General features: G+C 36.7%; 18 protein-coding genes. 5 read left to right on the forward strand and 13 right to left on the reverse strand.

Annotated features, from left to right (window positions below):
- Nucleotides 1–117: 117 nt before the first annotated feature.
- The 4 genes from GJU43_RS13215 to GJU43_RS13230 all read left to right on the forward strand — a co-directional run bounded on the left by GJU43_RS13215 (nucleotide 118) and on the right by GJU43_RS13230 (nucleotide 6,451).
- Nucleotides 118–414, forward strand: coding sequence for a hypothetical protein (locus GJU43_RS13215; RefSeq protein WP_154341225.1), 297 nt, complete (start codon nucleotides 118–120; stop codon nucleotides 412–414).
- Between the two features lie 95 nt (nucleotides 415–509).
- Nucleotides 510–4,850, forward strand: coding sequence for a CusA/CzcA family heavy metal efflux RND transporter (locus tag GJU43_RS13220; RefSeq protein WP_154341226.1), 4,341 nt, complete (start codon nucleotides 510–512; stop codon nucleotides 4,848–4,850).
- A gap of 7 nt (nucleotides 4,851–4,857) precedes the next feature.
- Entirely contained in the window at nucleotides 4,858–5,985 is a 1,128-nt protein-coding gene (locus GJU43_RS13225) for an efflux RND transporter periplasmic adaptor subunit (protein ID WP_154341227.1), read from the forward strand.
- Between the two features lie 28 nt (nucleotides 5,986–6,013).
- Nucleotides 6,014–6,451 (forward strand): hypothetical protein, encoded by a 438-nt coding sequence (locus tag GJU43_RS13230; RefSeq protein WP_154341228.1) that lies wholly within the window; start codon nucleotides 6,014–6,016, stop codon nucleotides 6,449–6,451.
- A gap of 308 nt (nucleotides 6,452–6,759) precedes the next feature.
- Here the strand turns inward: GJU43_RS13230 and GJU43_RS13235 are convergent, their stop codons facing one another.
- The 3 genes from GJU43_RS13235 to GJU43_RS13245 all read right to left on the reverse strand — a co-directional run bounded on the left by GJU43_RS13235 (nucleotide 6,760) and on the right by GJU43_RS13245 (nucleotide 9,268).
- Nucleotides 6,760–7,128 carry a helix-turn-helix domain-containing protein gene (locus tag GJU43_RS13235; protein WP_154341229.1) on the reverse strand — a complete coding sequence of 123 codons (369 nt, stop codon included), beginning with the start codon at nucleotides 7,126–7,128 and terminating at the stop codon, nucleotides 6,760–6,762.
- 186 nt (nucleotides 7,129–7,314) lie between these two features.
- Complete coding sequence (locus tag GJU43_RS13240; protein WP_154341230.1) at nucleotides 7,315–7,902, reverse strand: Crp/Fnr family transcriptional regulator; 588 nt, start codon at nucleotides 7,900–7,902, stop codon at nucleotides 7,315–7,317.
- 535 nt (nucleotides 7,903–8,437) lie between these two features.
- Nucleotides 8,438–9,268 carry a M57 family metalloprotease gene (locus GJU43_RS13245; protein ID WP_154341231.1) on the reverse strand — a complete coding sequence of 277 codons (831 nt, stop codon included), beginning with the start codon at nucleotides 9,266–9,268 and terminating at the stop codon, nucleotides 8,438–8,440.
- 553 nt (nucleotides 9,269–9,821) lie between these two features.
- Here GJU43_RS13245 and GJU43_RS13250 point away from each other — a divergent pair.
- Nucleotides 9,822–12,536 (forward strand): S8 family serine peptidase, encoded by a 2,715-nt coding sequence (locus GJU43_RS13250; RefSeq protein ID WP_154341232.1) that lies wholly within the window; start codon nucleotides 9,822–9,824, stop codon nucleotides 12,534–12,536.
- Between the two features lie 161 nt (nucleotides 12,537–12,697).
- Here the strand turns inward: GJU43_RS13250 and GJU43_RS13255 are convergent, their stop codons facing one another.
- The 10 genes from GJU43_RS13255 to GJU43_RS13300 all read right to left on the reverse strand — a co-directional run bounded on the left by GJU43_RS13255 (nucleotide 12,698) and on the right by GJU43_RS13300 (nucleotide 20,725).
- Nucleotides 12,698–13,639: a hypothetical protein gene (locus GJU43_RS13255; RefSeq protein WP_154341233.1), complete on the reverse strand. Its 942-nt coding sequence runs from the start codon at nucleotides 13,637–13,639 to the stop codon at nucleotides 12,698–12,700.
- 344 nt (nucleotides 13,640–13,983) lie between these two features.
- The gene (locus GJU43_RS13260; protein ID WP_154341234.1) at nucleotides 13,984–14,568 is read right to left on the reverse strand and encodes a DUF417 family protein; all 585 of its coding nucleotides are present in this window, start codon (nucleotides 14,566–14,568) and stop codon (nucleotides 13,984–13,986) included.
- A gap of 86 nt (nucleotides 14,569–14,654) precedes the next feature.
- A complete protein-coding gene (locus GJU43_RS13265; RefSeq protein ID WP_154341235.1) occupies nucleotides 14,655–15,506 on the reverse strand; it encodes an AraC family transcriptional regulator in 852 nt (283 codons plus the stop codon).
- 170 nt (nucleotides 15,507–15,676) lie between these two features.
- A complete protein-coding gene (locus tag GJU43_RS13270; protein ID WP_154341236.1) occupies nucleotides 15,677–16,138 on the reverse strand; it encodes a VOC family protein in 462 nt (153 codons plus the stop codon).
- A gap of 208 nt (nucleotides 16,139–16,346) precedes the next feature.
- Nucleotides 16,347–16,826, reverse strand: a complete 480-nt coding sequence (locus GJU43_RS13275; RefSeq protein WP_154341237.1) for a GNAT family N-acetyltransferase — start codon at nucleotides 16,824–16,826, stop codon at nucleotides 16,347–16,349.
- A gap of 136 nt (nucleotides 16,827–16,962) precedes the next feature.
- Nucleotides 16,963–17,670, reverse strand: coding sequence for a bacillithiol biosynthesis deacetylase BshB1 (bshB1, locus tag GJU43_RS13280; protein ID WP_154341238.1), 708 nt, complete (start codon nucleotides 17,668–17,670; stop codon nucleotides 16,963–16,965).
- Nucleotides 17,671–17,686: 16 nt separating this feature from the next.
- Nucleotides 17,687–18,301: a pyridoxamine 5'-phosphate oxidase family protein gene (locus GJU43_RS13285; protein WP_154341239.1), complete on the reverse strand. Its 615-nt coding sequence runs from the start codon at nucleotides 18,299–18,301 to the stop codon at nucleotides 17,687–17,689.
- 127 nt (nucleotides 18,302–18,428) lie between these two features.
- On the reverse strand, nucleotides 18,429–19,412 hold the full coding sequence (locus GJU43_RS13290; protein ID WP_154341240.1) for a type I glyceraldehyde-3-phosphate dehydrogenase: 984 nt from the start codon (nucleotides 19,410–19,412) through the stop codon (nucleotides 18,429–18,431).
- A 188-nt stretch (nucleotides 19,413–19,600) separates the two neighbouring features.
- Nucleotides 19,601–20,011, reverse strand: coding sequence for a nuclear transport factor 2 family protein (locus tag GJU43_RS13295; protein WP_154341241.1), 411 nt, complete (start codon nucleotides 20,009–20,011; stop codon nucleotides 19,601–19,603).
- Between the two features lie 168 nt (nucleotides 20,012–20,179).
- Complete coding sequence (locus GJU43_RS13300; protein WP_154341242.1) at nucleotides 20,180–20,725, reverse strand: carboxymuconolactone decarboxylase family protein; 546 nt, start codon at nucleotides 20,723–20,725, stop codon at nucleotides 20,180–20,182.
- Nucleotides 20,726–20,768 lie beyond the last annotated feature (43 nt).

Here is a 20,768-nt window from a genome sequence, read left to right on the forward strand (position 1 = left end):
AATTCTTATACGATTTTTAGCTAAATTTGAATTGTGAAAAAGTATTTGTCCATATTATTTTTATCTGTTTATCTACTGTCTGTAACGCAGTTGACTGAACTCATAAAACTGCCTGTTATGGTAGAACATTATGTGGAACATAAGCAACAAAACCCTGGCTTAACAATTCTTGAGTTTTTATGCATTCATTATCAGGGACCGGATGTATACGATGCCGATTATGATAAGGATATGAAATTACCTTTTAAATCATACACAAACATCAGTTCTGTTGTATTTTATCCGTTAACACAAGAATATAAAACAATCCAAAAAGTTAATTATAAGTATAAAAAGCAAAATTTATATACTTATTCTTTTTCCTATTCTTCCATTTCTCTTTCCTCTATCTGGCAGCCGCCCAGAAACTGTTAATCGTTTTTTATTGGCTTAAAACTTTCACGTCTAACTAATGGCGCGTGTTTTTGCTATTCCTTATTTTTTATAACGACGATTAACAACACAAAATTATGCTTAATAAAATAATTGAGTTTTCCGTGAGGAATAAACTCATCGTAGGGCTTTTTATAATTGCCCTGATTAGTTATGGCTCCTATGAGGCCACCCGCCTGCCCATTGATGCTGTTCCCGATATTACCAACAATCAGGTACAGATTATAACCATAGCGCCTTCATTTGGTGCCACTGATATTGAACGACTGGTCACTTTTCCGATAGAACAGGCCAATAGCAATATCTCCGGAATGAAAGAGATTCGCAGCTTTTCCAGATTTGGATTGTCTCTGGTAACCATCGTTTTTGATGATGATGTTGATGTTTACTGGGCCAGACAGCAAGTTGCTGAACGCTTACAACAAGTACAAAATGAGATTCCACAAGGCATAGGTACTCCTACATTAGGACCTATATCTACAGGACTTGGTGAAATTTATCAATATGTGGTTAAACCCAAAAAAGGGTATGAACAAAAATTTAATGTAACCGAATTGAGAACGATTCAGGACTGGATTGTAAGGCGACAACTACTAGGTGTTAAAGGGGTGGCTGAAGTGAGCAGTTTTGGTGGTAAACTCAAGCAATATGAAATCAGCATTAGTCCTGATAAACTAAATGCTTACGGGATAACTATTAATGATGTCTTTGCAGCGGTTCAGAACAACAATCAAAATACAGGTGGTTCTTATATAGAAAAAGGACCTACTGTACTTTATATCCGCAGTGAAGGTCTTATTGGAACTACCACGGATATAGAAAATATCGCCATTCCGAATAAAAACAGTAACACTCCATTGTTTATAAGAGATGTTGCTCACGTAAAAACCGGTTTTGCCACACGTTACGGTGCTATGTGCTATAATGATGAAGGTGAAGTTTCAGGAGCGATAGTTATGATGCTTAAAGGAGCTAACAGTAGCGAGGTCATTAAAAATGTAAAAGAAAAAATTGCCCTAATACAAAAAACACTTCCTGAAGGCGTCGAAATTGAACCTTTTCTCGATCGGACAAAAATGGTCAATAATGCCATTGGTACAGTCGAAAAAAACTTACTCGAAGGAGCTTTAATCGTAGTGTTTGTTTTGGTAATGTTTCTGGGTAATTTAAGGGCCGGTTTATTGGTGGCATCGGTAATTCCGTTAGCCATGCTGTTTGCTATTTGCATGATGAATCTCTTTGGCGTAAGCGGGAATTTAATGAGTCTTGGAGCGCTGGATTTTGGACTAATTGTAGACGGCGCAGTCATAATTGTAGAAGCCATTATGCATCAGCTCTCCGGTACTGCCAAATTTAAGGAAAACGCCTCGCTTACTCCTGATCAAATGGATAAAACCGTTACCAGCTCGGCCAGCAAAATGATGAACAGTGCCGTATTTGGACAAATTATAATATTGATTGTTTACTTACCCATTTTTACTTTACAGGGTATCGAAGGCAAAATGTTTAAACCTATGGCACAAACAGTTGCTTTTGCTCTGCTGGGTGCTTTCATTTTATCTCTGACCTATATTCCGATGATGAGTGCTTTTTTTCTAAGTAAAAAAACAAAACACAAAGAAAATCTATCAGACCGGGTAATGAAACGCCTTGAAAACAGCTATCAAAATACGCTAAAAAGGATCCTTCGTTTTCCTAAAGCCGTATTAGGTTCCGTCTTACTGCTTTTTGTATTGGCTGTTATAACACTTACCTCTTTGGGAGGCGAATTTATACCCGCTCTTGAAGAAGGCGATTTTGCAGTAGACACGCGAGTGCTGACAGGCAGTAACTTAAATACAACTATAGAAAGTACCCAGAAAGCGGCACATATACTCAAAAGCCAGTTTCCGGAAGTATTAAAAGTAGTGACTAAAATAGGCAGCGGCGAAGTTCCTACAGATCCAATGCCAATGGAAGCCAGTGATATGATGGTGATTTTAAAAGATAAAAAAGAGTGGACATCGGCTAAAACTTTTAATGAATTATCGGCTAAGATGAGCAAAGCCTTAGAAGATGTTCCAGGAATTACGACAGGATTTCAATTCCCGGTACAAATGCGTTTTAACGAATTGATGACAGGAGCCCGACAAGATGTTGTGCTTAAAATATTTGGAGAAAACCTGGATACATTAGCGGTGACGGCAAACAAACTGGGCAAAATTATTAACAAGGTAGACGGAACTGCCAATTTATTCATAGAACCCGTTGCCGGTATGCCGCAAGTAATTATATCGTATAACCGACCTGCAATTGCCCAACATCATTTATCAATAGCCGATATTAATAAAGTCATAAATACTGCTTTTGCAGGACAAAGCACGGGCTTAGTCTTTGAACAGGAAAAAAGGTTTGATCTGGTAGTGCGCCTGAACGCCAATGAAAGAAAAGATATTGAAGATATTCAAAATCTGCTCATCCCCTCATCAGACGGAAGTCAGATTCCTTTATCGCAACTTGCTGTTGTAGAAATTAAGAACGGTCCCAACCAAATACAGCGTGAGGACACTAAACGCAGAATTGTTGTAGGCTTTAACGTAAAAGGCAGAGATGTACAAAGTATCGTAAATGAATTACAGGCCAAAGTAGACAAAGAACTAAAACTGCCTGCAGGCTATTATGTTACTTATGGCGGCGCATTCGAGAATTTAAATCAGGCCAAAGACCGCCTTATGATTGCCGTTCCTGTTTCGCTCGTACTGATTTTTATTTTACTCTTTTTTGCGTTCAATTCGGTCAGACACGGGCTGCTTATTTATACTGCAATTCCGTTATCGGCAATTGGAGGTATATTCTTCCTGGCCTTGCGTGGCATGCCTTTTAGCATTAGTGCCGGTGTCGGTTTTATTGCTTTGTTTGGAGTAGCCGTTTTAAACGGAATTGTATTAATAGCTGAATTTAACCGACTTAAAAATAACGGAATGAAAAATCTCGTCCAAATTGTTCTAATAGGAACAAAATCAAGACTTCGTCCTGTATTAATGACTGCTTTTGTAGCTTCGCTGGGCTTTTTGCCAATGGCTTTAAGCAACGGTGCAGGTGCGGAGGTACAACGCCCTCTGGCAACGGTCGTAATAGGTGGTTTGTTAGTCGCTACCTTTCTAACTTTATTTGTATTACCCCTGCTCTATATCTTATTTGAAAAAGGTTTTAAAGTAAAAAGTTTAACGCAAAAAGCAGCATTTATATTGGTTTTCTTTTCTGTTTTTTCAGCTGTAAGTGCACAGGAAAAAATAAGCATTGAAACGGCATTAAAAATGGCAACAGAGAAAAACAATAGCATAAAAAACGAAAAGCTTAGAACAGCTTATGCACAAGCGCTCATTAAATCAGGAGCTGATATTCCTAAAACAAACGTTTTTGCTGAAGCCGGACAAATAAACAGCGCGTATGATGATACCCGATTTGGTATTTCGCAGACTATTGCATTTCCTGCCATCTATAAAAAACAAAAGCAGCTGTTATCCGAACAATGGAAGACTTCGGCATTAAACACTTCATTAAAAGAGCAGGAAATTAAAAAGGCCGTAACACACGTTTTTTATACGTTCTTATATTATCAGGAGAAACAAAAGCTATTACAGCAAGCAGATACTCTTTTCAATGATTTTTATGCGAAAGCAAATCTTCGATTGCAAAAAGGAGAAAGTAACATTCTGGAAAAAATCACCGCCGAAAACCAGCGGGCTGCCATTACTCTACAATTGATGCAGCTGCAACAAGAGATGCAGACCACATTATTGGAACTTCAGGTACTTTTGAACTCAGAAAACACCGTTATTCCATTTGATAAAAGCCTTAAATGCCCTATGAGACCAATGAAAGATGCAATTGAGAATAATATCCTTTTAAAACTGTCGCAGCAGCAAAAAAATAATGCCGTAGCACAAACGCAATTAGAAAAGTCAAAATACCTGCCGGATCTTACCATAGGCTACTTTAACAATAGTTTTAAAGGCATGGGACCTGATAATAATTATTATAACGGAAGTAATCGCTTTAGCTCGGTACAGGCCGGAGTGGGAATACCCATTTTTGCAGGAAGCCAGAGTGCTAAAATACAGGCATCTAAGGTGGGAGAAAGCATTGCCGAAAACGAATACGAAATGCAGTTAACCTTTTTACAGAACCGCTATAAACAATTGATGGCTGCTTATAAAAGCAATACCGAAATAACGCGATATTTTGAAGATTCAGGCTTAAAAAATGCCACGCTGATTAAAGAAACAGCGAATAAACAATTCAGTAACGGTGAAATTAATTTCTTAGATTTTGTAATGGTAATCAATCAGGCCATTAGCATACAAAGCAATTATTTAGAAGCTGTAAGGGCTCTAAACGAAAGCAGTATCGAACTTAACTTTATCACTTCAAATTAACAATTAAATGAAAAATATATCCTTGTTTATAAGTATGCTTTTTATACTAAATGCATGCAAAAACACGACCCCGGAACAGGAAGCAACAAAAAAACCTGCAAACGAAAATAGTGTAGTACTTACTGATGCGCAATTCAAAAATGCAAATATTGCAACTGCCGAATTAACGGAGAAAAATATTGCTACCGTTATAAAACTGAATGGAAAAATAGATGTTCCGCCACAAAATTTAGTGTCTGTAAATGCTCCTCTTGGAGGATATTTGATAAACAGTAAACTCTTACCGGGAATGCTTGTAAAAAAAGGGGAAGTAATCGCTATCTTGCAAGACCAGGAATATGTTCAGTTACAGCAGGATTATCTGATGGCAAAATCCAAACTGCATTTTGCAGAGTTGGAATTCGAACGCCAAAAAGATCTTAATCAAACTAAAGCAAGCAGCGATAAAATAACGCAATTAGCAGAATCTGAAGCAAGCAGTCTTCGTATAGCAGTAAATGCTTTATCAGAAAAACTCAAACTGATTAATATCAATCCGAATAATCTGTCAGCGAATAAAATTTCTAAAAGCATCCGCATTTTAAGTACAATAACAGGGTTTGTAAGCAAAGTCAACATTAATATAGGCAAATATATCGCTCCGGGGGAAGTAATGTTTGAACTTATAGACCCCAGCGACATTCACCTAAACCTTAGTGTTTATGATACCAATATTGCACAGCTTGCTATAGGACAAAAGGTAATTGCGTACAGTAATGCAGCCCCCAATAAAAAGTACGAATGTAAAATTATCTTAATCAACAAAGACATCAACTCTAACGGTAATACAGAGGTACATTGCCATTTTGTAAAATATGACAAATACCTTTTACCAGGTATGTACATGAATGCCGAAATAGAAACAACATCCGGCTTAGCCAATGCATTGCCTGAATTAAGTATTGTGACCTTTGAGGGTAAAGACTATGTTTTTACAGAAACGGGAAAACAACAATATGAAATGAAAGAAGTTACTGTGGGAGCCAAAGAAAACGGTTATTTGGAGATTTTAAACCCTGAAAAATTTAAAAATTTAAAAATTGTTACCAATGGAGCTTACACCCTGTTGATGAAAATGAAAAATAAAGAAGAATAAAAAAATTAATCATTTAAAACAAAACACTATGAACGGAGCACATTATCACTTAGTATTAAACCACTTACCTATTATTATACCTATTGTAGGTTTACTGGTTCTTATTAGCGGATTTATAGTAAAATCTGAAATTGTAAAAAGAACGGCTTATTGTATTTTTATACTGGGGGCCCTGGCAGCATTTGGAGCTATAGCAACAGGCGATGGCGCAGAGGACGTGGTAAAACATATAAATGGAATCTCTAAAGACTTAATCCATGAACATGAAGAAAAAGCAGAAGTATTTGCTTTATTATCTTATGTGTTGGGCATAAGTTCTGTAGTTGCTTTATGGAGCAATTGGAAAAAGAAATCGTATGCTAATTATATTGCTTTAGCTATACTAGCGTATTGCTTTGTAGTGCTGTATTTTGCGCAGCAAACAGGGACAACAGGAGGTGAAATTACCCATGCTGAAATCAGGTAAATTCAAATAAGACTTAAAATAAGCCTGCTTTTTTAGGAACACATCAATCCAGTGGCGGAGAAAAACTTACATAATCCTTTCTTTTCCGCGTCAACATCGTGACACAACAGGTTGAAAAATTAAAGAACGCAGAATATATGCGGTTTCGAGCTTATGATTCGAATCCTCCTTTACCCACAAAAAAATAAAAGAAGTAAAAGGCAACTTTTTTCAATCTTTTCAAAAACCTGCAAATCCGGGGATTCGCAGGTTTTTTGTTTTACAGCAGTCTTCAATCTTTATGTCCATAAACTCCTGAAAAACAAAAATCATAAAACTCCAAACTTATCTTTATAAAAACGCAACTCAGAATCTGTTTTGCCCAGAAGTCGTTCTAAAAGCACAATCTTATCTTCATAAAGTCTTTTAATTATGGTATTTTTATCTGTATGGTAAGTTTGTTCTTTTTCAGTGCTCCTGCGGTTACGAAAATATCTTTCAATATCGAAATTTATAATATCTGCTATTGGAAGTTCTAAAATAATCGCTAACTGTTCGAGTTTTTCAAAACTCAGGCTTGTACTGCCTTTTTCAATTTTACTGTAGCCGGCTTGTGTCATCTCAAGCCGGTCGGCCACATATTCCTGAGTATAGTTCTTGAGTTCTCGTATACTTTTAATTTTAGTGCCTATTGACATGCTTATGCTATTTTTAAATGTTTCCCTCCATTCTTTTCATTAGTACTAAAAGCATATCTTTTAAATCTGTTGATCTCTCATAACTTTTATTCTTACAAGCCGGAATGGGAGTATGAATGAATTAATTTCAGGACAAAGTAAAGCTTCATAAAAAAAAACAGCAATAACATATGTTAACATTTTGAATCATTCTCCCACTCTGCCGTACTTCAAACGGCTTAAATGAACCGGAGTAATATTTAGATACGATGCAATGTAATGCTGGGGCACACGTCGAAGTATTTTTGGGAAAGCAGCATTCATGTTATTGTATCGTTGTAGCGGCGTCTGCGTATATAGTGCCTTAATTTTATCATTCATCACAAAAAAATAATCTTCAGTGATAAGTCTTCCTAATTTTTCTCCATGCCTGAGATTTTCATAAAGCATTTTGAGCATTTCAAAAGAAATCACAATAACTGTTGTATTTTCCAGAGCCTGAATATAAAAATCCGAGGGAATCCTTTTTAAAAAACTTTCGTAGTCGGTGGCAAAAGTACTCTCCAGAGAAAAGTGAAAAGTTTTTTCTTCATCGTTCTCGTCCACAAAATAAATCCTTAAAAGTCCCTTCACAACGAAATAGATATTACAGCAGACATCACCTTTAGTAAGCAAGATATCCTTTTTCTTGATACGATCCTGGGTAAACATTAAGCAGCATTGTTCCCATTCTATCGGGCTGACTTCAATATATTGGTTTATCAGCTTGTATATACTTCCAAAGTCATTATCCATGTTCTACATCCTTTATATATGCCTTAAAACGTTTTATCATTCTCACTTATTTTTATCCTGATTCCAAATTCCTGATAAAAACTAAATTAAATAAAATGTTCCGAATATATCAATTGACTAAAAATGGATATAGCTTATTGCTTTAACAAATAATATAAAATTTAAGTATCATGAAGCAAGCTGGATTATAAAATGTTTTACAGCTGCACCAGAGATGATTTTTGCTTTCAGACAAAACAAAAAAGATGTAAAAGTAGCCAGGAAAGATTTAAAAAGACCTTCGGATTTTTAACAATTACTGGATCTTACAACCGCAAAGCCTGCAGAAAAAAAACGTAAAGTTCGCAACGTTTAATATTTAAGCTTTGTGAACTTTACGTATAATGGCAGCGATAAAAATTGCGTGTTTGCAGTTAAACTCCCGGTTAAGGATTTGTAATAAAAAATTATTGATTTTCAAAAACAAAAAAAGAAGCTGCTTCACAATTTATGAAGCAGCTTCTACTATTTTGTAAAGAGAACTCTAATTCAACTTTTAATATAAATAATTCAGGGCTGTAATATCATTAGCATTGAAAGCTCCGGTTTCACTTGAACTGAAACATGCTCTCATATAAGAAGTCGCATCATATCCTGAAGGTGTTCCAGGGATCTGAATTGCTCCAACACCAGCTGTTCCTTCGTTTGAATTCTGTCCACAACTTTGACGGCTGAACCAGTCTGTATGACGTAAACCAATACAGTGGCCTATTTCGTGCGCAGATACGTGTGCATTTACACCTGTTGAATAAGTATCTAATCCGGAATATAAGGTAACTGAATTATAAGGTGCCCCACCTGAAGGGAAACCAGCTACTCCACCGGCAGATCCGGTCTGTCTTCTTACCACAATATTTGCACCTGAAGTACTTGAACTAAAGGTCAAAGTAAAGTTGATAGACAATCCTAAATTATTGTATCTGTTTATCGCTGCCTGCAATCCGGCACGCATATTTGTTGTCAGGGCTGTAGTACCAGTTCCTGATAATCCAACAACTTTAATTGTTCTTGGTGCAGATACTAAATTAGTAGTACGGTATTGTTCTGTAGTAATACCTCCGTGAAGATCCATTTTGTTTAATTGATCTTGTGTGATGATAATGTCTCCCTCAACCAGGAAAGCATCTTCAATGCTACCATCTAATTTAGTGTTTTTAATCACCTGAACATCTGAGTTATTTAGTGACAATGAACTAATTTTATTTAACACATCTGGTGTTACTTTAAGAGATTCCTGATTAGATTGAGTTGTTTCCTCTTCTTTGTTACAGGAAAATAGTGTTAGCGCTATAATAGACAAGGCTAAAATTGATTTAATTTTTTTCATACATAGGTTTTTGTGGGTTGTTAAATTAAGCTTCTAAAAGGGGTTTCTTTACAAAATATTGTAATATTTGTTATCAAATTTATATAATTTTTAATCTTAAAATACTTATAAAAATACAATTTAACAAAATTAACATTTTTTGTTATATTTTTTTATTCTTCTTTTTTAATAATAATTATCTGATTATTAAGGCAAGCCCAGCAAAATCAATAACTGAATGCAAATCAGCTTATCAGTCACAATAAACTTGTTTCAATAATTTTTTTTTATTCCAAGATGTTAAAAAAGGATTTTACATTTTAGATTACCTGTAAAGCAGAAACAGCTTTTAAAAAATACTGTGATCTACAGATTTTGAAGATTAGGAGTGAAATAAAAAATCATAAAATTATTACAAATAATTTAATAACTTTGGCTTATCTGCAATGGATAAACATTTAAAATAGAAATAATTAAGCATACGTTTCATCTAAATTAAGTGACAGAAAGCCGCAAGAGTCAATTTCTGTACCATTGACAGAAATCTATATAATTGCCCTAACATCTACAGTAAATGAAGAAACAAATTACTTTTCTCCTCTTTATGATAACGACAATCAGCCTGTCGCAAAGCACTGAAAAATGGAAGCAATACCTAAAAAAAGAAAACGAAAGAAAATTTGAGAAATACTATTTTACTTCCTTAGAAAATGCATACGACAACAAATACAAGGTTGTGAAAAAACTGGATCACACTTTTTGCATTGTTGAAAATGAAAGTCTAAAATCGAATCCGACTTTAAAAAAACTGCTACCGGTTAACAACTTATGGAAACTACCTTCAAATTTTACAAATCACAAAGAAGAAAAGCAGTATACAATAGCCACCGATACGATCAAAGCGTTGCTGACTGACCTGAAATCAATGCACATTTCTGACATTAAAATACTCAACGACCACCTTGTAATCATAAAAAGTGATTCCAAAAAAATTATGGATGCCATTACAGGTTTGAGCAGTGTAACTTCTATTTCGCAGGAATCACTGCACCCCATAGGCGAGTCTAAAATAACAGATCAAAATTTTAGCATTAATGCTATCACTAAAGCCACTACTAACTTTCCTTTGTTAACAGGTGAAAATCAAATTGCAGCGATCAAAGATGATTTTTTTGATGTAAATGATATTGATTTGTTAAATAAGCAGATTCCTTCCCTAATACAATCTACTCTTATATCGAGCCATGCAACAGCTATGGCGACTATCGTTTCCGGATTAGGGAATAGTTCGGCATTGGGAAAAGGAGTTGCTCCAAAGGCTAAAATACTCTCGTCAGATTTTTTGAATATTTATCCTGATGAAGTCGAAACGTTACAGGGTGCTGCCACTCAAAATCATTCCTATGGTACCGTGATTGAGAATTTTTATGGTTCGCTCGCTAATGCTTATGACTCTCAATTATTTTCAAATACGGATTTGACTCATTGTTTTTCCTCCGGTAATAGTGGTCTTGAGGGGTATAAATCTATTACAGGTAATTTCAAGCAATCCAAAAATAGTATAGTAGTGGGTTGTATTGACCAGAACGAAGTAATTATGCCGTTTTCTTCAAAAGGTCCGGCCTATGACGGGCATATAAAACCGGAGTTAGTCGCCTTCAGTACGCAGGGAACCTCAAATTCTACAGCCGTTGCGACAGGAATTATTACGCTGATGAAACAACACTATAAAACTATCAACAATACCGCTTTGACTAATGCCCTGACAAAAGCAATTTTAATTAATAGTGCTAAAGATTTAGGCAATACCGGTCCGGACTTTACCTATGGTTACGGTAATATCAACGCTGATAAAAGTTTAAAAACAATCAGCGAAAATAGATTCTTATCCGGCAATTTGACATCCGGTAAGACCAATTCACATAGCATTACGCTTCCTGCAAATGCTAAAAATTTAAAAATTACATTAGTCTGGAATGATTTGCCCGCTGCAATCAACAGTAATATAAGTTTGGTAAACGATTTAGACCTGGAAGTTATTTCGGCTGACAACACCCCTTTTTTACCCTGGGTCCTTACTCCTGATGCTCCCCAGCAGCCGGCTGTAAGAGGAAAAGATAAAATAAATACGATAGAGCAGGTTACTATTGAAAACCCTGCATCCGGATCTTATACCATTAATGTTATGGGGGCATACGTTTCGAATACCGCTCAGGAATACAACATCGCTTACGAATATGAACTGGAAAATCGATTTGAATGGAATTACCCTGTTCAAAATGATAATTTCCCTTATGATGGTAAGACTATCTCCCCTTTCAAATGGGATTCTTCATTTTCCGCGATCTCCGGGCAATTGTCTATCAGTTACAATAATGGGCAGACCTGGGAAATTATCGCAAATGATGTAAACCTGAATAACGAACAATTTACTTATACTCCAACTGAACAAAAGTTTTCAAAAGCAAAATTAAAAATGACCATTGGTACTACCGATTATATCTCAGATAGCTTTACGATTTCTTATGATTTAAATATCAGTACCAGCTTAGTTTGTGATGGCACAACAGAAATTAACTGGGACACCCCTGCCGGTGTTGCTTCTTTTCATATTTATCAGCTCACAGGAGATTCTTTAGAATTTAAAGAACAGACCACAAACACCACTTATACCTATACGGATGGAAAAATTTATACTGTTGTTCCCGTATTTGACAATAGCGAAGGAATAAAAAGTGAGTCCACCTTACAGCATGCGCAAAACTCAAACTGTTATTTTGAGCTGGCTTTGGCAGAAGTTTATGAGGAGAACAAAGTAAACATTAATGCCAGTCTTTTCAGCTTGTACAATATCAAAAGAATTGAGTTAGTAAAAATAATTAATAGTACCGAAAGCATTATTAGCACCCTAAATGATATCAATTCAAAAACATTCTCTTTTGTAGATTTCGCCCCCATAAAAGGCAGTAATCAATATAAGATAAACCTGATTTTAGAAAGCAATACTGTAATAAGTTCGCTAATTCTGGATACTACTTATTTAGGTACTGATTTGTTTTTTGTCTACCCTACGCTAGTAGGTAAAAATGAAGAAATAAATATTGAAGCTAAAAAAGAAGAAAACGCTGTTTTCTATTTGTATACTATCAGCGGACAAAATACCATTAAGTCACCGCTGCTTTCCAAAACCAATACCATCACGCTAAAAAATATGGCCTCAGGAATTTATCTCTATAAAATACTGACAAGCCAGGGCGAAATTCAAACCGGTAAAATTGCAGTTTTTTAAGTGATTGTTTACTGTTTTTAACCGCAAGGAGCGCAAAGAACAAAGCGTAAAGTTTACTATTGAAGCTTTGCTAATTTATCACGATGGTTTACCTGAGTTTTATGCTTTGTGGTTTTTAGCTGAACGAATACCGGCAGATTAGGTTTTCGAAATGCCTGATTTTACCAATCCTTATGCCCGTTTATACCTGTTTTATTTATTAAGATATAAATAATGCCCAAAACAGCTAAAGTCATCACGGTACTATTAATTACAAAATGTACCGGAGAGGATCCAGGAAGTACCATTGGAAGCATTGTCATAGCATATACGGGAGGCATTTTTATTTTTAAAGATTGTAAAACCAACACCACAGCAATAAAATTGACCGCAGCTGCCAGTATAAAGTTATTTAAATAATAAATACTAAAAGCTCCTACAGACGCTGCCACAACCAACGCTGTTGCCTGTTTACAAAGCATTATAAGACTATACTGTTTTTTATCTATAAGTTCGTACCCTATAACAATTACGGGAGGGATTGCCGCCATCTGTATCACATCAGCGGACCAACAGACCGTTATCCATAAAATTAACACAGCAAGATAAACTAAAATTGCTAATACGGGTTTAGACTCAGCTTCCACCGTTTCTTCTTTACTATCCTGCTTCAAAAGAAGCCTTACCAGCAGTGCCAGTACTGCCGTAAAAAATAATATTGAAGCGATAAACAGGTAAGAACTGCAATTGGTTACTATCGGTAAAAGTCCTGTTGCCAGTGCTGGGGCCAGGCTGCTTCTAATTACATACAGCATTAAAAACATGGCCATCAGGACCAGTACAATTTTCGCTGCCATATTAATTTCGAGCATATTGATAAAAAATCCCATGAAAGCTGTGGCCGATGGCAAAAGAAACAAATGCAGCGGCTTATTCGCCCATTGCTTTTTTTCATAGATAAAACAGCCAATGGACAAGGCAGCAAGCTCAGGCAGAATTATTTCCTTTTCGCCCATAAAAACTGCGCCTGCTGCCATTAGCAGAATTAATCCGTAAGCTGTTATATAAGACTTCGTACGGTATTGTGAGACGAGTTGTAGCGTAGTAAGGTATAAAGTTTTCATTAAATCTATTTTTTAAATCTATGCTCTGAATTTGTATCTGCCGTTGGTTATAATGGACTGATAACCTGCAGGCAAATTTTTGATATTAACTTTAGTGGCCATTTTAATTATTTTAAATTAAACGTTTGTTTTTCTTTACTGTGTAGGTTTAAAAGATACCTTCTCAAGGACATCACAAAGTTGCGACAGTTCTTCGGAGTGCGGGTAGACTAATTTTCCCGAAGCCTTAACTTTTTTTCCCTTACAAAAACATATAACGAAGAAAGGATCGACGGAATATTTTCCGTAAATCCTTAAAAATGTATTTTTTTCTGAATTCGTTAAAGAGAAACTCTGACAATTTCTCAGCGAACAGTAATTGGTCTGTTCTTTTTATTTTTAAGATAAAGTGCGGCTGATTCGCTCATTGTAATAATAGAAGCTCCCATTATTACTACGTCTTTCAGAACTAAACGTCCTCTCCCAGATAAAAATGGAAATCCATACTGCTGATCGGTCAAATGAGGCACCCAGCTCTCGGGAGTTGTAATAAGAAAAGAAAGGGTTCCGAGAGTCAGTACAAAAACCAGCATACTTCCAATCATGCTGCTCAGTGGTGCCCAGTGATGCATCCCTACCAGAACACCAAGCGCAATTAATAAAATGCCTAATCCATTTGCAAAGACATACGTTCCGTTCTCTATATTCCATTGCCGATTTTCGGGAATCAGTTCTCCTTCTTTGTTAACGTGTTCTTTATACTCTTGCGGATTGTTGTAGAAACCGGACATAAACGGGCTGTTGGCAACAAAGGGAACAATTCCGTCTGCTTCATAAGGAAAAAATTTAAGGCCGCCGATCCAGAGAAAAACGATTACGATTCCGGCCCGAAGTACTGTTTTCCCCGCCTTATCCAGGTTGGCTATTGTATTTAAAAAGGTAGTTTTCATTGCTTTGTTTTTTAAATTATATATTGATAATTAACACTACAAAGCTACAGAGCAGAATGCCCTCATAAAATGGATAAATGATGCTTTTAGCTAGACAAATCTGCCACGATTGATATTCCGGTGGTGCTCCTGAAGGCTTGCGGAGAAATTTTTGTCATTTTCTTAAAAAACCTGCTGAAGTAATATTCATCCTCAAATTTCAGGGCAAAGGCAATTTCCTTAATGCTTAATCTAGTCAGGTGCAGCTGTTTTTTTGCTTCAAGAATTAATCTTTCCTGAATCATTTGTGAAGGTGTTTTATTAAAACATCTGTTGCACTGCCTGCTAAAATTATTGGGGGACATTGACAAAAGAGAGGCATAGTCGCCGGGCTTGTGCAATGTGAGAAAGTGCTTCTCAAGGAGTTGTTTGAAAAGCTCCATTTTTTCATCTTTGATTACTTTTTGCTTTTCACCTGTATTTAATTTAATACTGCTTGATTTGGCAAGGAAAAGCTGCAGATAGGCCCTGAGAACAATATCGGAAGGATCCGGCTGCCGGAATTCAGAAGTAATCTGATTTATAATCTGTATATAGGATTCCAGCTGCTGCGCAGAGAGTTTTAAAGACGGTTCAATATAAATGTTGTTAAAAAGCAGCCCATTGCAGGCCACTTCGTTTCTATGGTATTCAATACAGTAAAAATCACTGTGGAACTGCAACATTGTATATTTCAAAGATTGGGCTTCTTTTATGTATATGGATTGCTGGGGAGTAGAAAAAAGTAGTACGGGAGCGGTAAAAGCGAAGGAAGCAAAGTCCGCATGAAAAATACCCCGGCCTTCTTCGATAAGTAAAACCGTATATTCCGCAAATTGAGATGGCTGGGCTAACCTGTTATTTTGAGCCTCTTCCAGTCCTAAGAGTACATTTCCCGTATCCGAATAAACTTTGTTCATGCTGTTGGTATTGGTATTCATTACTGATAAAAAATACAGTTTTTAAATATAATACAATTTTAGCACCCACTGCTATTTTTCGTCGGATTGCGAATTTACTATTAAATAAGTTTAACAGCAAAACTGCAGGTACTGCAGTTTTGCTGTTATAGGAATACTGAGGACAAAATTTAACCTCCGATAATGGTATTCGTCTGGAAAATATTAATTTTGTTTCCATCAACGTCCTGTATCATAGTACAAAGCATTTTATCGCCGGCAATATAGAGTTCACGCCACACAAATGTTACTCCTTTTTGTTCCAGTTCTTCTGAAGCTGTGGCAAGATCATCGACCTGCAATACAATAGATTTATTTCCGATTGGTATCAGGTGCAGCGGAGCTTCTGCAAAAAGTTCTTCGATTCGTTTTGCATTCGATACCTGTAAAAGTTCAAGACGCATTCCTCCTGCTTTAATTATTGCTGTCTCAGCTGATCCCGAAGGAATTTTAAAAGTGACACGGCTTACAAGCTCAAAACCGAAAATATCTTTGTACCAGGCGATAGACTTATCAAGATCTGTGACGGTAAAAGCTAAATTGTATAGCGAAAAAGAGGCAATACCGCCTTTTTTCTGGATGTTATTGTTCATGATTTAAGGAATTAAATTTTTAGTTTACAAAGACACACTTTTGTGACTTTTTTACAGTGCAAATTTCCGATAAAGCATCGTTACACGCATTGACATTTGATAGGAAAAATATTGATTTATATCAAGCCGTACACCTTACATCTGTTTAAATTGAAGGAGCCGGTTGTGGGTGAAGATTTATAAGACTTTATGGGTAAGGCTTTTACAATTACTTCAATGCCAATTTGTAAATTTTTGAATTTTTATCAGGAAAAACATAACTGTCCGGGAGGTTGAGTTTATCGGTTTGAATGAAACCGTTTTTCTCATAAAATCTGTGGGATGCTACCGCTATCGCAGGTGTGTCCAGCCAGATCATTTTTAAATTGATGCTTGCCGCAAAATCAAGCAGGGTATCGAAAAGCATCTGGGCGATCTTCAGTTCTGTTCCCCTGAAATCACTTCTGACAAACATTTTCCGGAGTACTCCATTGCTATTGTCGAGGTTCTGCAAACCAATAGTTCCAATAATTTCACTATTTATCCTTGCTGTCCAGAAGTTGCCATTGCGATAAAATTTTTCAATATCCAGAAGGTCCGGCTGTTCGGAATTCGTAAATCCTAACTTAAATTCATCATTTTGTATACTAAGTACGAAGTCACGAATCTGGCTCTGATCTTCTTTCTTAAATTGTAAAATATCAACCATCTGTTTATTCTTTTTTTAGGTGTTACCAAAAAACTATTTCTGTACTGACCGATTGTCGTCTTTGATCCTTCACCTTTGGCCCATTAAATTGTAAATCTAAAAAAATAGCTGTTTAATTATAGTGTAAAAACCATTATTAAAGTAAATCAAGCAGGCTGTTCGTTCCAATATAGCGCTCACTTGTAAATCCTTCCGCATATTTAACGCCTATAGCGCGTCCAAAAATCTGATTGGTACTTTCGATCTGTTTCAGTAAATTCATAATACCGGCTGCAGCCGGGTCTTCGGCAGAAACAAATTGACTGTCGTACGCTTTGATGGCTTCAACTTTTAAATCAAAAAAATCGGTAATGTCCATCACTACATCAGGCTTTACAAAGTAATCCTGCACATAATGATAAAGAGCACGGGCACGCCATTTCAATTGTAATTCTCCCTGATCGAATGTTTCAATTTTTCTCAGCCCGGATAAAAAAGCAGCTTCACTAACCAGTTTTCCTGCCTTTTGATGATCGGGATGGCGGTCTGTCAGTGCGTTGGCCAGAATGATCTCAGGCTGATATTTTCGGATCAAAGCAATTATTTTTAGCCGGTTCACATGCGTGTTTTCAATATTGCCATCCATCAGATCCAATTGCTCCCTGCCTGTAATGTTTAGTATTTTGGAGGCGGCCTTTGCTTCCCTGCTTCTGGTATTTTCATCTCCGAAACTCCCGAGTTCTCCTTTAGTCAGATCCACAATAACCACTTTGCCCCTGTCGGCTGTTGTCTTTAGAATAATCCCTGATGCTGCACATTCCACATCATCAGGATGCGCGCCAAACGCCAATATGTCGATACCCATGCGTATTTCATTAGATTTATTTTCCTGAGAGTTTTTCTTCCAGTTCTTTTATTTTATTTTCCAGACTTACAATATACTCTTTCTGCGGGAGCAGTGCCTGATCAATCTCTTCTGTTGTAAAACGTGGTGTGATATGCTGAGGGCAGTTCCAGTCGTAGGCCTGTATTTCAAAAACCATCATTCTCTCAGGACGAAATTTATACTCCTCAGGCTTTAGCAAATCATATAATTTCTGATCTTCTTCTAATTCCACAATCTTTGCCTTAGCGTAAATTTTCAGCCTGGCCCGATGGGGATAGGAAATCATTATTAAAGCCACATTATTATTCGTGGCGATATTTCCTGTAGAGATATATTGTTTGTTTCCGACAAAATCTACAATACCTATCGTTTTGCTGTCAATGACTTTTATAAAACCTTTTGGTCCGCCCCGATGCTGCACATAGGGATATTCGTTCGACCCATAACTTGCCATATAGAAACTGTCGCGGTCTTCTATAAAATAAATTTCATTCTCAGTCAGTCCGTCAACAACCGACATTTTTTCCATTCGGTCATAACCGTTTCTGCTGCCTTGTTTTTCCTGCAGCTCCTTAATAGCAGCTGTAAAGGCCAATTTTGCATAATTCATATCGAAAATTTAAATTGTTTTGAAATTTATAATGCATCGCTGTGTTACCGGTATTATCCGGCCATATCCTTAAATCCTGAAAAATGATCTTTTTAAAAACCATTTTTCAGCATGTAGCAGAATAACATTATAATTCCTGAATCTGTCTGATCATCTGATTGGTAAAACCCCATTCATTATCATACCACGCCATTACTTTTACAAGATCTCCATCCACGACCCTTGTCATTTCAAGATCAACTGTTGCTGCAAAAGGGCTTTTTATAATATCTGTTGAAACCAAAGGCTCATCAGTAACACTTACCACTTTTTCATAACGGGGAGTACCGGCTTCTTCAGTCAGAATCGCATTGATCTCTTCGGCAGATGTATTTCTTTCGGTAACAAAAGTGATATCCGAAATAGAACCTACCGGTACAGGAACCCGTACTGCTACGCCATCAAACTTTCCGGCGTATTGCGGAAGTGCCTTGGTGGTGGCAATCGCTGCACCGGTAGCCGCGGGAGCCAGGTTAATACCCGCTGTACGCCCCATTCTTGGTTCTCTTTTTGAAGGTGCATCTACCAGGGTCTGAGAAGCAGTATAGGCATGCGTTGTATTTAAGATTGCTTTTTTAATTCCGATTCTGCGTCCTAAAATCTCTATAAGCGGACTGATATTATTGGTGGTACAGCTTGCACATGAAAATACGGACACTTTCCCCTCTTCGGTATTAACGCCGTGTACAATTGTAGGCGTATCTTTGGTAGGTCCTGAAATTACTACGAATTTAGATCCTGCTGTCAGGTGTTTTTGGGCATCCGCCATATTCGTAAACAGACCGGTACTTTCGATCACAACATCTATCTCAAGCGCTTTCCACGGCAGCTCTAAAGGATCTTTTTGGGAAGTATATTTTATCCTGCGGTCGTCGATGATAATAAATTCACCTTCAAAACTAACCTTCTTTTCATATTTACCATAAATACTGTCATATTTCAGCAGATAAACGGCATTCTCAATACTCATTAAATCGTTAATACCTGCCAGTTCTAAATCCGGAGACTCCAATATTACTTTCAGGGAAGATCTCCCTATTCTTCCAAAACCATTAATTGCAATTTTTTTCATCTTTTTTATTTTTTAATTATTAAACCTTAAAGAAACAGAGTGTGATTGCTGCCATTATTGTGATTATTTTTTTTAAAATACTTCCTGATTTATCCTGCATGTGGCCTTACCTCCGTATTGTCATTTCAAGGATGTTATAAAAATACTGATTTACAGCTTATTAGAAAATAAAATTCCTTTATTTGTTTTTAAAGCCTGCGGTCTTTTTCATCGATTTCTAAATCATTAATACTGGCATATCTTTTTCTCATCAGCCCGTTTTCATCAAACTCCCAGTTCTCATTCCCGTACGCGCGGAACCATTTTCCGTCAGCAGTCTGGTATTCATATTCAAAACGCACCGCAATTCTGTTTTCTGTATGTGCCCAGTATTCTTTCTTTAATTTATAATTTCTTTCTTTCTGCCATTTTCGGGTCAGAAGCGCTACAATCTCTTCCCTCCCGTTAACAAATTCGTTTCTGTTGCGCCATTCGCTGTCTACGGTGTAAGCTTTTGAAACTATTTCGGGATTCATGCTGTTCCATGCATTCTCGGCAAGCTGTATTTTTTCTAGTGCCGTTTCAAGTGTAAAAGGCGGCAAAGGATATTTTTTTTCCATGATTTTTGAATTTATGTGTTAGTTTAACGCCGCAGTACTCCGCTGAATGCCCCGGCGTAAAATTGTATTTATTATTTACTTTTCTGTGAAAAATCAGTAATGCGGCTGCCCGTTTCTTTTCTATAACCTTCAGCAACATTCATGCTGGGTTGTTTTATGATCTGTAAATTAGTCTTGCTTAATTGATGCCAGTTTTGGAAAATCAATATCTGTTTTGGCGGCATTATTGAAATAATTCGTGAAAATGCTCAATGAAACTGATGCAATTACTTCTGCAATCTGCTCTTCTTCATAACCTGCACTTTTAAATTTTTCGATAACCTCATCAGATACATTTCCTTTTGTATCCAGTACGGCTTTGGCAAATTCTAAAACTGCATTTGTTTTTTCATCTGAAGAATAACCGGCTCTTGCCTGATCCAGGAGTGCTGCATCAATTCCAATTTTCCCTCCTATAAAACTGTGTGCCGCATTACAGTAATCACATCCATTTGCATTTGCTACCATTAGCGAAATCAGTTCTCTCGTTTTTGGTGTCAGGCTCGAGCTGTTAAGTGCAGTACTCAATCCCAGATAGCCGTTGAGTACGGCAGGTGAATTTCCCATCGTTCTCATCATATTGGGTACCATTCCCATCTTGCCTTTTATTGCAGTAAATAATTCTTTTGATTTTCCTTCAGTCTGATCCGGGTTTAAAGCGGTTAATCGTGCCATAATCTTGAATATTAAATTGATATCTGTTTTGATTGTCTTTATT

It is taken from the genome of Flavobacterium sp. LC2016-23, from assembly GCF_009674775.1.
Lineage (GTDB): Bacteria > Bacteroidota > Bacteroidia > Flavobacteriales > Flavobacteriaceae > Flavobacterium.